Here is a 15,936-nt window from a genome sequence, read left to right on the forward strand (position 1 = left end):
ATGATAATTGCACAAGCAGAAGAACACAAGGGTATTTCATCGGCAGTGAAACTGAATTTCAGTTCAATCATAGCCATGAACCTGGGTTTTTTCGGTATACAGTATAGTTTTGGTTTGCAACAAACCAACATGACTCCAATTTATTCCTATCTGGGAGCAAATGCAGATCAGATTCCATTGCTAAACCTCGCAGGGCCAATGACCGGACTGATTATCCAGCCGATAGTAGGTGCCATGAGCGATAAAACGACCAGTAAATTTGGACGGCGGAGACCATATTTTTTAATCGGGGCCATTATATGCAGCATTTGTTTATTTGCCATGCCCTACAGCAGTTCGATTTGGATGGCTGCAGGAATTTTATGGATACTGGATGCAGGCAACAACATTACCATGGAGCCCTACCGCGCCTTTGTTAGCGATAAACTCCCGTCAGAGCAGCACGCCCTCGGTTTTTTAACACAAAGTTTTTTTACCGGTCTGGGTATTACACTTGCCAATCTTACTCCGGGTATTTTAATTGCTGCAGGTTTAATCGGCATACATGCTCGCAGTGGCAACAACATTCCGCATACCACTTACGCGGCATTTTTTATCGGTGGGCTGGTATCGATCGGCTCTATCATGTACAGCTGTTTTACCACAAAGGAAAACCCGTTAAGCCCTGAAGAAATTAAAAAGGTTAAAGCAATGCCGGGGGGTGTTATCAATATTTTTAAAGATATTATCGAGGCCTTTAAGGTAATGCCTACAACAATGAAAAAACTTGGTCTGGTTTACCTTTTTAACTGGTACGGCATGTTTGTTTACTGGCAGTTTGTAACCCTTTGTTTGGCAAAAACCATTTACAATACCAGTAATGCAGCAGCTGATGGTTTTGCTTCGGCGCAGCTTTTAACCGGGACTGTAAATGGCGGCTATAATGTGGTTACCTTCATCGTTGCTTTTCCACTTGCTTATTTCGCCAGAAAAATAACAGCAAAGAAAGTTCACCTCATCAGTTTATTAACGGGAGGTGTTTGTTTGGCTTGTTTGCCGCTAATCCACACTAAAGCTTTGTTGTTTATACCCATTATTGGTTTGGGCATTGCCTGGGCGAGCATGATGGGTACGCCTTATGCCATGCTTGCCGGTAGTATACCAAAAGCGAAAACCGGCATTTTTATGGGTATCCTCAACATGTTTATTGTGCTGCCCATGCTTTTAGAAACCATCACTTTTAAATATGTATACCGGTATTTTTTAGGGCATAAGCCCGAAAACGCCATCCTGTTTGCCGGTGGATTGCTTGTAGTAGCAGGCATAATGGTTTCACTGATCAGCAAGCGTGATATAGGAGGTAAGACCAATGGTTAATCAAAAAGGATATGAGCTATCACTGAAACTGATGGCCCGGGCGTCAACACCTTCTGGTTTTGTGGCTGCAGTAGAGGAACATGATAATTATAAACGGGTGTGGACAAGGGATGGAGTAATTACAAGCATAGCGGCTTTGCTAAGCGGTAACAAAGCACTTATAGGTACTGCCAAAGCAACTATTGAAACCATTTTTAACCACCAGCACGAAAGCGGTTTTATGCCCTCCAACGTTTCACCCACCGATGGATCGGTAAGTTTTGGAGGCACATCAGGCCGGGCCGATAACCCATCTTGGGCAGTAATTGGTTTATCTGCCTATACTATTTTAACAGGCGACAATTCGCTCTGGGAAAAATATGTACATCAAATCGGGCGATGCTTTAGCGTAATGGATGCCTGGGAGTTTAACGGTAAACATTTAATTTATGTTCCGCAGAGCGGAGATTGGGCAGATGAGTATATCCAGCATGGATATGTTCTTTTCGATCAGCTTTTGCGGCTTTGGGCATTAAGACTGGCATCAACCTTATCAGAGAATAAGGGTTGGAGCGAAAAAGCGCTGAACATCAGCCATGCGATACAATTAAATTATTGGAAAAGTGAATCGCAAAATCAGCTTTATTCGCCTCATCTTATCCATCAGTTAGCGGCAGTTTCTCCGCATTTTTGGTTAATGGGCTTTAATCCGGCCAGGGTTTATCATTATTTTGATCTGCAGGCCAATACTTTTTGTCTACTGCTCGGTGTAGGCAACAAAGAACAAATCAGCAATACCATAGCCTACGTAAAAACGCTGTACAACCATAACCAGGATTTAATTCCTTCTTTTCATCCAACAATTGAATATAGTGACGCAGATATGCAGGAGCTGAAACATAACTATGCCTACTCGTTCCGCAACAAACCCGGTTATTTTCATAACGGCGGCCTATGGCCAGTTTGGAACGGCTGGCTTGCTGCTTCATTAAATCATCACCACGAGTATGAAATGGCGCTTAAAATTACTGCTGATATCCATCGTGCCAACAGCAGCGGTGACTTATTTAACGAGTGCCTTAACGGTACCAATCAATCGCCCTGTGGCATCCCCAATTGTACATGGAGTGCTGCGGGAGCTGTAATTGCCGAGCAAGCGATTAAATATGATGCATTTACCAAACTCTTTACATTTAAATTCTCAGGCCTGTGAAAAATATAGCAAAAGTTTTAGTAGTAGGGGAGCTCCTTGCTGATATCATATCAGAGGGCAATATCGAATCTCTTGCATCGCCATCACGTTTTCTGGTCAGCCAGGGCGGAAGCTCAGCCAACTTATGTGCCAATTTAAAATGGCTGGGTGTTGATGCTGAACTTATTGCTACGGTAGGTAACGATAATCTGGGTACTTATCTCATTCGTGAATTAAAATCTGTTGGGATAGCCGATACCTATATAAGCCGCACCTCTGATGAAAAAACCAGTATTGTATTGGTGGGTAAAAACCCTGGAACGCCTGATTTTATCGCTTACCGAAGCGCCGATATGATCATTAAAAAGATGGATGAAAACATCATTGCGGACTGCGGTATCCTGCATACTACTGCTTTCGCATTGAGCAAAGAGCCGGCACGGAGCAATATTCTGTATGCTTTCGAAAAGGCCTATCAACTAGGTAAATATTTATCGGTTGACTGGAATTATGCACCATCCATATGGAATGGGGATGATGGACAAGATATATTCAGCATGCTAAGCAGGCTGAATATATTGCTAAAAATAAGTACCGATGATCTGGAACGTTTTACCGGCCGGCAACTGGATATGGAACAGGCCATGCAATGGTTAAATCATTTCAATGCAAAAGTGATATGTCTTACCTGCGGTAAAGATGGTGTTTGGTTTAAGGTACAAAACCATCAATGGCAATATAAACCGGCACTCCGGGTTGAATCGGTAATTGGCGTAACCGGTGCCGGAGATGCCTTTTGGGCTGGTTTCCTTACTTATTTTATACAGGGTAAATCCATAGAGGAAAGTATGGACAATGCATTATTGATTGCCAGGCAAAAAATAGAAAAAACCCATCCACTTTATAAATAATCAACTAAACCAAATTTAAAACAGAAATGATAAAATATATACCACCCTGATCTTAAAAGTTTACCCATTAAAAGCACCTATTTTCTAACCAATTATTAAATCCATTATGAACATGACTTTACCAGGCAATTGGTCTGTTTTATCCTTAAAACAGAAATTGTATTCATTAAAGAAATTTATAGGCTTAAATCTCCTGATGCTCATGTTAAGCACAGCAGCTTTTGCCCAGATTACAGTAAAAGGTATAATATATGATAGTGATAAAACGCCGTTAGCGGGCGCAACTGTACAGGTAACCGGGACCAATACCAGAACTCAAAGCGATGTGGAGGGAAAATATCAGATTACCGCTCCCACCGGAACATCCCGGTTAACCGTAAGTTTTGTGGGCTATGAATCACAAACGGTAAATATCAATAATCAAACCCTGCTCAACATCACCTTAAGTTCGCTGAATAATTTAGAGGCAGTTGTGGTTGTTGGCTATGCATCAGTAAGAAAAAACGATTTAACAGGAGCCGCAACAACAGTATCTGCAAAAGATTTTAACAAAGGCCCGTTAAATGCACCCGATCAGCTGATACAGGGTAAGGTTGCTGGCGTGCAGATGATCAACAATAGCGGACAGCCTGGTGGTGCATCTACCGTGCGCATCAGGGGTAACTCTGCCATTACCGGAACCGGACAGCCCCTTTATGTGGTAGATGGGGTAGCACTTGATGGACGTTCGGCACGACCATCAACCAGTGCCGGTATCGGAACAGCTCCCGATGGTAACCCTTTAAATTTTATCAACCCGGCTGATATCGAATCGATGGAGATCTTGAAAGATGCATCGGCCACCGCAATTTATGGCTCGCGTGCTGCTTATGGTGTGGTTTTAATTACCACAAAAAGAGGGAAATCCGGAGAAACTAAAATTGATGTCAGTGCCTCGGCAGGGATCAGCAATATTGCCAGAAAAGTTGATGTATTAACAGGTGATGAGTATCGTGCGGCATTATCGAAATACAACCTCAGTACTGGTAATTTTGGCACCAGTGTTGATGCATTGGACGCCATTACCCGCACTGCCTATAACCAAAATTATTCAATTGGCATCAGCGGTGGAACCAATGGCAACACCTTCCGTGCGTCTCTGGGTTATCAGGATCAACAGGGGATTATCAAAACAACCGATTTTAAAAAATACAGTGCCGGATTTAATGGTAATTTTAAGTTCCTGGAGAGCAAAAAGCTGGGTCTGGATGTGAATATGATCAGCAATCAATACCTTGAAAGTGTAGCGCCTATTACTACTGATGCAGGTTTTACAGGAAGTTTAATTTCGCAGGCATTATCATGGAACCCTACCCAATCTTTTTACAACCCAGATGGAAGTTTATTTATAGATTATGGTTCTACCACCATTAATCCTCTGGCTGCGTTAGCTGCGAATAGCGATAAGTCGAAAGTTTCTACCATTTTGGGAAGTGTATCCCCATACTATAAAATCACACCCTGGTTAGAATACCGGATGCTGGCCAGTGTAAATTACAGCACGGGTATCAGAAGAGCGTCTACCAGGAGCACTTTAAACCTGCAGGGTATACAGCCGTCAGGAACTTTCCTTGGCGGTTATGCAAGCTACTCCAACAATGAGTTGATTACACAGCAATTCACCAATACCCTAAACTTTAATAAGGAAATTGTCAGCAAGCTGAACCTAAACGCGATTTTAGGTTATGAGTATTCTAACTTCATCAATAAAGGGGCAACCAATACAGCGACTGGTTTTGGCGATATCGCTGCTGATTATACCGATGCCTTTCAAACTACTGCACCGGCCAACCGGACATTTTCTACCTTTAACAACCCTACAACACAATTGCAATCGTATTTTGCGAGGGCAATTTTTAACTACGATAACCGGTATATCTTAACCGCTACATTTAGGGCCGATGGTTCTACCAAATTCGGTAAATCAAATCGTTACGGTTACTTTCCTTCTTTTGCAGCCGCCTGGGATATCAGAAAAGAGAGCTTCATGTCTGACATTCAATGGCTGGACCTATTGAAATTGCGTGTTGGTTATGGTAAAACCGGTAATCAGGATTTTCCTTCGGGTTCTGCACAGCTCCGTTACGATTTTGGAAATGCAAACGGTTCGCCAATCTTAACACCCATCAACAATGAAAATGTGGATTTAAAATGGCAGTCAGACAAACAGGCCAATGTGGGGATCGATTTTGGCTTGTTTAAAAACAGGTTAACCGGGTCAATTGATTATTTTAACAAAACAACAAAAGATCTATTGTTTCCACAGATTGCGTTTTCTCCGGCGGTTGGAGGCAATGTTCCTACATGGGTAAATTTACCAGGCCAAATCATCAATAAAGGGCTTGAGCTAACCTTAAACGGTATCATTATTGACCAGGATAACCTTACATGGTCTTTAGGAGGTAATGCTACATTTATCAACAATAAAGTACAGGATATTAATGGCATTATCAAAACAGGCTCGTTAAACGGGCAGGGTTTGAGTGGTGTAACCACCGAGGTAATCCAAAACGGGCTACCGCTTTTTGCCATGGTTACCCGCCAGTATAATGGTTTGGATGCCAGTGGATTTTCGAAATATACTGATGATGGTTTTACTGCTTATTATGTAGGTAACCCGAATCCAAAAGTAATTTTAGGCTTAAGTACCAATTTAAGGTATAAGAAGTTCTCTCTGACAGCAAATTTTAACGGTGCATTTGGTCAGGATATTTATAACAATACCGCAAACTCGGTACTGGCCATATCCAATCTAGGTGCCCAGCGCAATATTTCGGCGGCTTTAATCAATTCGCCTATACAAGAATCGCTGGCCAATCCCATTGCTGCCTCATCAAGGTATATCGAAAAAGGTGATTACCTGAAATTGGCCAATGCTACCCTGAACTATAACATTGGCAATATTGGTAAATCGATAAAGTCGCTTAATGTTTATGTTAATGGCCAAAACCTGTTCGTCATTACAAAATATACCGGTTTTGATCCGGAGGTAAATGTAAATAAAAGTGTAAGTGGGGTTCCATCAGCGGGAATAGATTATACCGCTTATCCAACGGCAAGAACCTTCAATTTCGGTGTTAATTTTTCCCTTTAATCTTTAAACTATAATCACATGAAAAATAAATATATTTTCACTTTCGCTATAGTTGCCTTAAGTTTTGCTGGCTGTACCAAGCTGAATGAAGACCTGAATGGCCAGGTGGGTAGTGGCGCAGTATCATCAAATAATGTTGCAGGAGTATTGGGTGCCACTTATGCCGCAATGATCGGCCCTTATCAGGCACCCTGGAATTGGTCTGCGCTGCAGGAAGTAACATCAGATGAAATTATAGTGCCTACCCGTGCAGGCGACTGGGACGATAATGGTGCCTGGAGGGCATTGCACTTGCACAAATGGGCACCAGATCATACCCGTATTTCAGATGTGTTCAGGGATTTAAACAGTATTTCTTATGTAGCTACCAGCGTTTTAAATGCCAATCCAAATGCCGTTCAGGCTGCCCAGGCACGTTTCTTACGTGCATTTGCACAATTTTCGGTTCTGGATGGCTGGGGGCAGGTTCCGTACCGGGATCCGGGAGAAGGCGTTACTAAACCATCGCGCGTTCGGAATGCTGCAGACGAAATTGCTTATTTAATCACTGAATTAAATGCTATTATCCCCGATTTGCCGGTTGGACCTGCGAATGTGGCGAATAAAAATGCAGCGAGAACACTTTTAATGAAAATTTACCTTAATAAAGGTGCTTTCTTAAACCGTAGTACGCCAACTTTTGACGCTGCCGATATGGCAAAGGTAATTTCGCTTGCCGATGAGATAGGCGCAGGTGGCTATGTACTCACGCCAAATTATTTCGACAATTTTGCACCAACAAATGATAAGCTTTCTACCGAAAACATTTTTACGGCGCAAAATTTAGGCGGTGTAAGTGGGAGCGATTTAGATGGCCAATGGAAATGTACTACACACTATAACCAAGATCCAAGTGGTTACAACGGTTTTTCAACCTTATCGAACTTCTACAACAAATTTGAAGATACCGATAAAAGAAGAGGCGGATCTTATGCCGAGCAAACCAATGTTGCCGGCATCAGAATTGGCTTTTTGGTTGGTCAACAGGTAAACCAAAACGGAGTAGCCTTAAAAGACCGTAAAGGTAACCCACTGGCTTTTACACCGGAAGTAAGCATTATTGAACGTGATCCAAACCATCTAGAAGTTGCAGGCATTAGGGTAATTAAATATCCGATTGACTATGCCAACGCTGGATCCAGAAAACCTGATAACGACTGGGTTTATTTCCGTTACGCTGATGTACTGTTGATGAAAGCCGAAGCCCAGTTAAGAACGTCGCAACCAGCCGCTGCTTTAACCATTGTAAATTCGATCAGGACGGTAAGGGGTGCTTCAATTTTACCAAGCCTCACATTGGATATCCTGCTGGATGAACGCGGACGCGAGCTGTATTGGGAAAGTTTCAGGAGGCAAGACTTAATCCGTTTCGGGAAATTTCTCACAGCGTGGCAGGAAAAACCTGCAAGCGAAGCTAAATACCTGCTTTTTCCTATTCCAGATAACCAATTGGGTAACCCCAATCTGATACAAAATCCCGGGTATTAAAATTTGATATTCGCGAACAGAGGCTGCAGCCAAAACATATTTACCTCATATGTTTCGGGTTCGGCCTCTGTTTTTTGTTTTAGGACTACAAGGAAAATATATAGTATAAATTATTTTTTCATCAGCTTTAAGAGTACACCATTTGTCCAGCCAAAGCCATCCTGGAGAGGATATTCCCCGCCGCCGCCTTTGCTGTTCGGATGTACCACATTATATTTCTCCATCAATTTCCCGCTTTCCTTAAATACCGAAATATTAAGGTTGACCCATCTGTTACTAATGGTATCGGCCAATGTATTGTACCCATAATTGCGCAATCCCACAATGCTAATATATTGAAGTGGCGCCCAGGCATTTGGTGCGTCCCATTGCTCTTTTGTAGTGGTTAATGTGGTAATTAAACCGCCGGTTTTAAGGAAGTTTTTTTCCAGTTTTTCTTTAACGGCTTTGGCCTGTACGGGTGTAGCGAGTCTAAAATACAGCGGAAATGCTCCGGCAAGTGTGATTTGGCTGGAAAATAACCGGTTTTTCCAGTTGTAATCAGTAAAAAATCCTTGCTTTTTATTCCAGAAATATTTGAGGATAGCTTTTTTCCGCAGCCCGGCTTTTTGGAGAAATGCAATAGCTTTTGTTTTGTTGCCTGCTTCGTTGTTGGCGGTAGCGATGGCCATTTCGAGATTATATAATAAAGTATTTAAATCTACCGGGAGTAAATCGGTAGTGATAATCTGGTTATAATTTTTACCATCGGCAAACCACCTGCTGCTAAAATCCCAGCCCGATTCTGCGGCGGCACGTACGTTTCTGAGAAAAGTGGAAGGAGCCTGTTTAGTTAATTTAGCAGCTTCAAAATCTTCTCTGTATGATTCTTCCCGTGGCTGATCGCCCGCATCATAATATCGGTTTAAAACTGAACCGTCAGGAAGCTTTACCACATGGTTTGCGGCTTTGCCATTACTTAACTGACTGGCTCCTTTCATCCAAAACTGATATTCTTTTTCCAGCGCATCTTTATAATCTGCCAGTTTAATATCCTTATTGTGCGCTGCAAGCAATTGAACCATAGCTGCAAAAAATGGTGGCTGCGAGCGTGTCAGGTAATAAGTACGGTTTCCGTTAGGGATAAAGCCATATTTCTCAATGAGATAAACGAAATTATCAACCATGTCTTTTATGATTTCTGTTTTACCTGCCTTTTGTAGTCCAAGCATGGTAAAGTAGGAATCCCAATAATAAATTTCCCTGAACCTACCCCCAGGAACGATATAGGGTTTTGGTAATGGCAGGAGTGACGTCTGGTAAGTGGAAGCGGTATCAGGCGCTCTTTTTAAAACCGTCCACAAAGTATCCAGATGCTTTTCTATACCCGCACTGATATCAGATCGGTAAGCCGCATGCTGACTTTCCGGAATATTAAAATATTCATTTACAAAAGCTTTCAGGTCAAAACTTTGCTTGTTTTTTAAAGCGTTATAGGCCTTCATGATTTCTGAAGGACTCTTCTTTGGAATGGCGTCTGCAAAAGATTTACTATCGGGATAAATTCTCGCCATTTGAACTCTCTCAAATAAATTAGGATAGGTTTGCCCTGGACTTAATTCGTTTTGTGCAAATAACCAGCTGGAAATAAGTAATAAGCAGGCTGACAACAGCATTTTAATGATTGGCAAATTTTGACTCCTCATATTAGGGTAATTAATTATTATTTTTCTATATTAATAAAGCAAAAACAAAGCTAACAGCTTCATTTGGCAAACAAAGATTCGCTGATCTTCGTTTTGATTATTAAATAACTTTTCAATGGGAAAAACAAGAAATGAGCATAATGTTATCATTACCGGCGCCACCGGAATGGTTGGGGAAGGTGTATTGATGCAATGCTTAAGCAGTGCTGAAATTGATCATATCCTGGTAATTAACCGTAAGCCTTGTGGTTACGTACATCCAAAATTGAAGGAGATTATTCATGCTGATTTTTTTGACTTCTCAGCGATCGAACATCAGTTGTCTGGCTATAACGCCTGTTTCTTCTGTTTAGGCATTTCATCGGTAGGTGTTGACGGGGAAACCTATTATAAAATGACCTACACGCTTACCATGCATGTTGCACAAACATTGAGTAGGCTTAACAGTGATATGACTTTTTGTTACGTTTCTGGTGGAGGCACCAATGAGAATGGCCGTTTAAGATGGGCTCAGGTAAAAGGCAAAACAGAAAGTGATTTAACAAAATTACCTTTCGAACAGGTTTTTAATTTTCGTCCGGGTTTTATCAAGCCTTTCGCAGGGCAAAAGTATGCACATCAATTCTATAAATACATCAACTGGTTGTTTCCAATTGGCAGGACCATTTATCCAAGTGGTTTTTGCACGATGGCTGAGCTTGGCCAGGCGATGATTAATACCTTGAGCCATCATGACCAGAGACGGATTTTAGAAGGTAAGGATATTATTGCTTTAGCTAAAGAATAAGCTCAGGTACTGCTTAGGTACCCGAGCTCATCTTCAACTGGTTAAGGATTTAGTTTAGGTTAATTGATTATTTTGGGTTTTAATATAATACTGCAGTTGCGTCTTTATCTTTTTGAGATAATACGGTTGCACCCGAACCACATTGGCCACCATTCATTAGCGATAAGGCGTCTGTTCCGGTTACGCCAGGTACATTCGTTGCACTTGATTCACCGATCGCAGCCCAGTTGGTGTGTCTGAATGAGATGCAGTGACCAAACTCATGGCAAATTGTTCTGGCACGTTGTGCAAAAGAATTACCTGCAATATAACTTTTATTGATTTTAACCAAAGCACCTGCACTTCCGCCTGAAGGGAACTGGCCCTGGCCGCAAACGCCATTTCCCAAATTTTCATCCTTGATCAGGATGTCGTAAGGGGCGGTGGTTACTATACTGAAGCGCAAAGTAGAATTTGGAACAGCATTCCATTGGGCAATGGCGCTGTTGATCTCACTGCTCATTGATGTCATGGATGCATCTACAAAAATCCGGATGTTTAGTTTTTTCGTCGCGTTTACAATACTTCCGGTGTAGTATTGTTCTGTTTTTGGTGCCGAATTATTAACCGGGATTTCCATATTTTTAGGAAATATAATATCTTCCTCAACGATATATTCATTGCCATTGTCAACAATGCTCGACTCGGGAAAGCCCAGATTTTTAATGTGCTGTAAAACCTTATCGGCATTTTTTACCGTTTCCTGTGGTTCTGGGCTTACTGTTTCCTGGTTTTTTTTACATGCAGCAATGGTTACTGCAACTATCGCTAAGAAAGCGATTTTTTTTAGGTTTTTTTTCATTGGATAAGAGGTTAGTTGGTCCTTAATAGCTGATGAAGCAAATGTAACAGAACATGTTACATTAATTTTGGCGTTGGGCGGAATTTTACACGAAAACTTAATTAGTATTGTTTGTAATATTTATAACTCATTTTTATGTATAAAAATTTACACAAATAGACATATTTATTAGTAATTTTTCGTTTAGGATGGATTGTTCAGAAGTTCTATAGTTCATGTATTAAGAGAATTTTCAGATAAATTGGGAACGACGGATGTATCAAAATATAATTTGCTTAGTGAGCTGGCATAAATCTCCGAATACAGCCGCTATTACACCTGTAAAACAGAATGGCTAATCAATAAATGCTCAGCTTTCTGCTTTGCTCCAGTTGCCATGCGGAACCGATCTTGGGCGTATAAGCAAGTAATTCATTAGGTAATAATTGGGTTCAGGTTGTCTGGTTAAGATTTGACCGCATGACACAGCAAAAAATGGATGTTGGATGGGGTTTAAGGCAGATCCGAATTTCGGAAATGCAGAAGCTTGAATATGTTTTGAAGCCCTGTTGAAATGGCTGGAAAACTTAGCCGCTCACATTACTACAGTCACTGATCATTTTGCCTTGCCTGAACTTCCGTCAGTAAAAGAACAATATGTTATTGATACAAATGGCTATTATTCTGTACATCCCCGATTAGGGATTTGTGGTAATGAAAAAGGTGATGATCCGGAAGAATCATCACCTTTTTATTATTTTTTGTTATCGTACTTCCGCTGGTTATCTTTGTTCGATGTCTGATCGGAACGTTGGCCACCTCCGTTGGTAATGCCTTGTATCTTTTTATCCGTTTTAACATCGTGGTTAGCGCGGTCAGCTATTGAATTGCCTTGAACTGTTGGATTGTTTTTCGGTGTGCTCGTATTTTTCATAACTCAAAGATTTAGTGAATAATATTGCAAAGCGTTACCTTAACAACCAATGTTAGGCTGGATATGTTTTGATTTTTTGAAATCGCCCTGCATTTCGAGCAAGTTCAAGTAGCAAATAGCCCAAAGGCTTAGGGGAGCTAAATCTACCCTAAAAAGATCTCTCCGTTTCGCTGCGCTACAGTCGAGATGACGATTTTATCTTAGTATAACAAAAATATAGTCGGCTTTTTATGTAAATCTATTTCCTCTTTGCGCCAGTTATAAACACTTTGTGTTTTAATAAATTCATCGGCCGCGGTAAGGTTGCTGGCGACACAAATCTGAGTATTGGGTTTGCAGCTTTTCAATACTTCTTCAAAAAGCTGGTTATTGCGGAAAGGTGTTTCAATAAATATCTGGGTTTGTTTATAACGGCTGGCCGATAAATCCAGATCTTTAATGCGCTTCGTACGTTGTTCTTTATCAATAGGCAAATAACCCCAAAAGACGAAACTTTGTCCGTTAAAGCCAGAGGCCATTAAAGCCAGTAAAATGGAGCTTGGCCCTACCAATGGCACTACTTTAATCCCGCGTTTGTGTGCTTCGGCAACAATATCAGCCCCAGGATCGGCAATACCCGGGCAACCCGCTTCGCTCATTAAACCAACGTCTTTGCCGGCGGTAAGCTCCCCAAAAAACTGTCCCAGATCTGTCCGGTTATGTTTGCCGTAATCGTGTACGATTAAATCTTTCTGTGGTATTTTTAAACCTGCCTCTTTTAAAAAACGGCGTGCTGTTTTACTATTCTCTACGATATAGGTATCAATCTGATTAATCGTATCGACCAAATAAGGAGTAAAAGTTTTATGTGCTACCTCCTCGGCCAGTGGTACGGGAATAAGGTATAAAGTGCCTTTTTGCATGTTACAAAAATACGTACAATAAATAGAATTTAAGTTCTAAAACTTATGGAAATGGCAGTATAATCTCTTTCATGTACAGAGGTGTAGCAAATTTTATTTTTAACTGACTTCTTTTCTACACAATTAAACTTGGTGTAAAACGTTAAATATTAGTCAAATATGCCTTGTAATGCAATATTAAAAGGAAAATGTAAAAACTATGCTTGCATATTAAACCTTCAGCATTTTTGGTTCTCTAATTGATACACACACATTAGGTTATTAAAATAAACACACAAATGAAAACACTGAAATCTACGGCACTTGTGCTGGGGCTATTTTCGCTCCTTGCCGGAACCACAACCCTTGTCAGGGCACAAGACTATCAAAATGATTACCAGTCTGATGGTTACAGTACCGGCAACATTTCTTTACAGACTTTTTACGATGAACTTTCGCCTTATGGCACCTGGATTCAGGATCCACAATACGGTTATGTTTGGCGACCAGATGTAGATCAAAGTGAATTTCGCCCATATTATACCAATGGACGTTGGGCCATGACTGAATATGGTAATACTTGGGTTTCCAATTACGATTGGGGCTGGGCACCTTTCCACTACGGCCGTTGGGTAATTAACAGTTACCGGCAATGGATTTGGTTGCCTGACACTAATTGGGGACCAGCCTGGGTAGATTGGAGAAGCGGAGATGGCTATTACGGATGGGCACCCATGGCGCCAAGCATCAGTATTAATTTAAGTTTTGGCCGCCGTTATGTAGTGCCTTCTTTCTGCTGGAACTTCATTCCTCAACGTAATATTTATATCAATTCTTTTCCAAGATATGATTATGGACGTAATAACGTGTATATCCGTAATACTACCATTATCAATAATACTTATGTGTATAACAGAAGAACTTATTATGGAGGTCCAAGGGTTGAAGATATCAGGCGCGCAACCAACAGGGATGTAACGGTATATCGTTATGCTGAAAGTTCGAGACCAGGTGCAAGCCGCATTGGCGGTAGAGAGGTGGCAATTTACCGGCCAAGACCTGAACGTAATGCAGTGGTAGACAACCGTAATGCCGCGCCACGTAGATTTGAGCAAGGCAATGCTGGCATTAGCCGAGGCGGAAGAAATGAAGGATACACTAACCGCGATCAAAGAGGTAATACTCCAGGCGTTGGCGATAACCGCTTTGGATCGAGAGATAGCCGAAATGTAGGCCGGGATAACAATAATCAGCCAAATAACAGGGGAGAAGTTTATAACCGGGATGTAAACGGACGTATTAGTCGCGGTGGTGCCAATGGGATTGATAATGGCAACAGACAGGATAATGCAAATCGTGTTCAGGATCAGCAACGTGGGGATCAGATCAGGCAACAACGTAATCAAGACCGTATGGGCATAGATCAACAACGTGGTCAACGTGATATGCAGCCACAGCGAGGTCAGGATGATCAACGTGCTCAGATGGATCAACAAAGGGCGCAACGTAATGAGCAAATGCAACAGCAACGTGCACAACAAGCTCAGCAACAGCAGCAAGAAAGGGCACAGCGCGATGTACAGATGCAACAACAGCGTAATGAGCAAATGCAACAGCAACGTGCACAACAGGCTCAGCAACAGCAGCAAGAAAGGGCACAACGCGATGCGCAGATGCAACAACAGCGTAATGAGCAGATGCAGCAGCAACGTGCGCAACAGGCACAGCAACAGCAGCAAGAAAGGGCACAACGCGATGCGCAGATGCAACAACAGCGTAATGAGCAGATGCAACAGCAACGTGCGCAACAAGCCCAGCAACAGCAACAGGAAAGGGCTCAGCGTGATGCGCAAATGCAGCAACAGCGTAATCAGCAAATGCAACAAAGACAGGAACAAAGAAGGATGGAAGCCCCGCAACAGCGCGGTGGCGGAGGTGAAAGAGGTGGCGAAGGTGGAAGACCGTCAAGAGGTGGCAGAGGATAAAATGAAGAGTCCCGATGAAAATCGGGACTCTTTATTTATAAATAGTCAGACTGCCCCGCTACTGCGTGAAGACTACTTAAATCAGTTCCTTTGAAAGTGCTTTCAGCATTAGGATGCAGGTTTTCAGGATCTAGCAAAAAAGTAGTTATCCCCAGTTCCAGGCCAAATTTAATTTCCGATTCGGCATCATCGCCAATAATCAGAATATCGTCTTTGTTCAGTTGATGCTGATCGATCAGCATTTCAAATCTTTCTTTCTTATTGGTGCTTGAAACATCCACCACATGTACTTCTTCAAAATCATTGGCAATGCCCAGCATTTTTACCTTTGACAGTTGTTGTTTTGGAAAACCTGCTGTTACAATAAATTTTCGGCCGGTTAAGCTTTTAATATAATGGTAATCATCGCTGGGTTTCAGCGGCTGGGTTACAGACCTGTTTTCAAGATAGGAAATCACTTCAGGCATCACCTTTTCGTTAAAACGATACTTTTTAGCTACTTTTAAAAAAGGTGTCCTCAACATTTCCTGTTTGGCTAACTGAAAATCAGCCTGGCTGATGCCTAAATCTAAATTTTCCAGGAAACGGTATAACTCCCCCATCAACTGTTCTTCGTTCTGCCCGGTAAAATAAATGGTATTGTCTAAGTCTATAAAGAATATTCGTTTCATTATGGATTGGTTTTTGTAAGATGAAAAAAATAAAAACACCTGTGGGTTAATTATGTTTAATAAGTAAATCACTAA

12 protein-coding genes are annotated in these 15,936 nt (G+C 41.6%); 7 read left to right on the top strand and 5 right to left on the bottom strand.

All coding sequences use genetic code 11. The features are described from left to right. From BM107_RS19180 to BM107_RS19200, 5 genes are all read left to right on the top strand, one after another. Positions 1-1,356, top strand: coding sequence for an MFS transporter (locus tag BM107_RS19180; RefSeq protein WP_090986315.1), 1,356 nt, complete (start codon positions 1-3; stop codon positions 1,354-1,356). Continuing rightward, the gene (locus BM107_RS19185; RefSeq protein WP_090986317.1) at positions 1,349-2,548 is read left to right on the top strand and encodes a glycoside hydrolase 100 family protein; all 1,200 of its coding nucleotides are present in this window, start codon (positions 1,349-1,351) and stop codon (positions 2,546-2,548) included. The genes BM107_RS19180 and BM107_RS19185 overlap by 8 nt, the downstream gene beginning before the upstream one ends. Continuing rightward, positions 2,545-3,438, top strand: coding sequence for a carbohydrate kinase family protein (locus BM107_RS19190; RefSeq protein WP_159435285.1), 894 nt, complete (start codon positions 2,545-2,547; stop codon positions 3,436-3,438). The genes BM107_RS19185 and BM107_RS19190 overlap by 4 nt, the downstream gene beginning before the upstream one ends. A gap of 106 nt (positions 3,439-3,544) precedes the next feature. Further along, complete coding sequence (locus BM107_RS19195) at positions 3,545-6,571, top strand: SusC/RagA family TonB-linked outer membrane protein (RefSeq protein ID WP_139222314.1); 3,027 nt, start codon at positions 3,545-3,547, stop codon at positions 6,569-6,571. Between the two features lie 18 nt (positions 6,572-6,589). Continuing rightward, positions 6,590-8,098, top strand: a complete 1,509-nt coding sequence (locus BM107_RS19200) for a RagB/SusD family nutrient uptake outer membrane protein (protein WP_090986320.1) — start codon at positions 6,590-6,592, stop codon at positions 8,096-8,098. Positions 8,099-8,208: 110 nt separating this feature from the next. On the opposite strand, the gene treF is transcribed toward BM107_RS19200, so the two are convergent. Beyond that, a complete protein-coding gene (treF, locus tag BM107_RS19205) occupies positions 8,209-9,783 on the bottom strand; it encodes an alpha,alpha-trehalase TreF (RefSeq protein WP_090986322.1) in 1,575 nt (524 codons plus the stop codon). A 115-nt stretch (positions 9,784-9,898) separates the two neighbouring features. Here treF and BM107_RS19210 point away from each other — a divergent pair, with 115 nt between their 5' ends. Then, positions 9,899-10,570, top strand: a complete 672-nt coding sequence (locus tag BM107_RS19210) for an NAD-dependent epimerase/dehydratase family protein (protein WP_090986325.1) — start codon at positions 9,899-9,901, stop codon at positions 10,568-10,570. Positions 10,571-10,649: 79 nt separating this feature from the next. On the opposite strand, the gene BM107_RS19215 is transcribed toward BM107_RS19210, so the two are convergent. The 3 genes from BM107_RS19215 to BM107_RS19225 form a co-directional block, all read right to left on the bottom strand. Next, the gene (locus BM107_RS19215) at positions 10,650-11,411 is read right to left on the bottom strand and encodes a M57 family metalloprotease (protein ID WP_090986327.1); all 762 of its coding nucleotides are present in this window, start codon (positions 11,409-11,411) and stop codon (positions 10,650-10,652) included. 733 nt (positions 11,412-12,144) lie between these two features. Further along, positions 12,145-12,324, bottom strand: coding sequence for a hypothetical protein (locus BM107_RS19220; RefSeq protein ID WP_090498180.1), 180 nt, complete (start codon positions 12,322-12,324; stop codon positions 12,145-12,147). Positions 12,325-12,524: 200 nt separating this feature from the next. Then, positions 12,525-13,226 (bottom strand): SAM-dependent methyltransferase, encoded by a 702-nt coding sequence (locus BM107_RS19225; protein ID WP_090986329.1) that lies wholly within the window; start codon positions 13,224-13,226, stop codon positions 12,525-12,527. A 278-nt stretch (positions 13,227-13,504) separates the two neighbouring features. On the opposite strand from BM107_RS19225, the gene BM107_RS19230 reads away from it, so the two are divergent. Beyond that, a complete protein-coding gene (locus BM107_RS19230) occupies positions 13,505-15,190 on the top strand; it encodes a DUF6600 domain-containing protein (protein WP_090986331.1) in 1,686 nt (561 codons plus the stop codon). Positions 15,191-15,225: 35 nt separating this feature from the next. Here BM107_RS19230 and BM107_RS19235 read toward each other — a convergent pair whose 3' ends face one another. Beyond that, entirely contained in the window at positions 15,226-15,861 is a 636-nt protein-coding gene (locus BM107_RS19235) for an HAD family hydrolase (RefSeq protein WP_159435286.1), read from the bottom strand. Between the last annotated feature and the right edge of the window lie 75 nt (positions 15,862-15,936).

This window comes from Pedobacter suwonensis (genome assembly GCF_900111825.1).
Taxonomy (GTDB): Bacteria; Bacteroidota; Bacteroidia; order Sphingobacteriales; family Sphingobacteriaceae; genus Pedobacter; species Pedobacter suwonensis.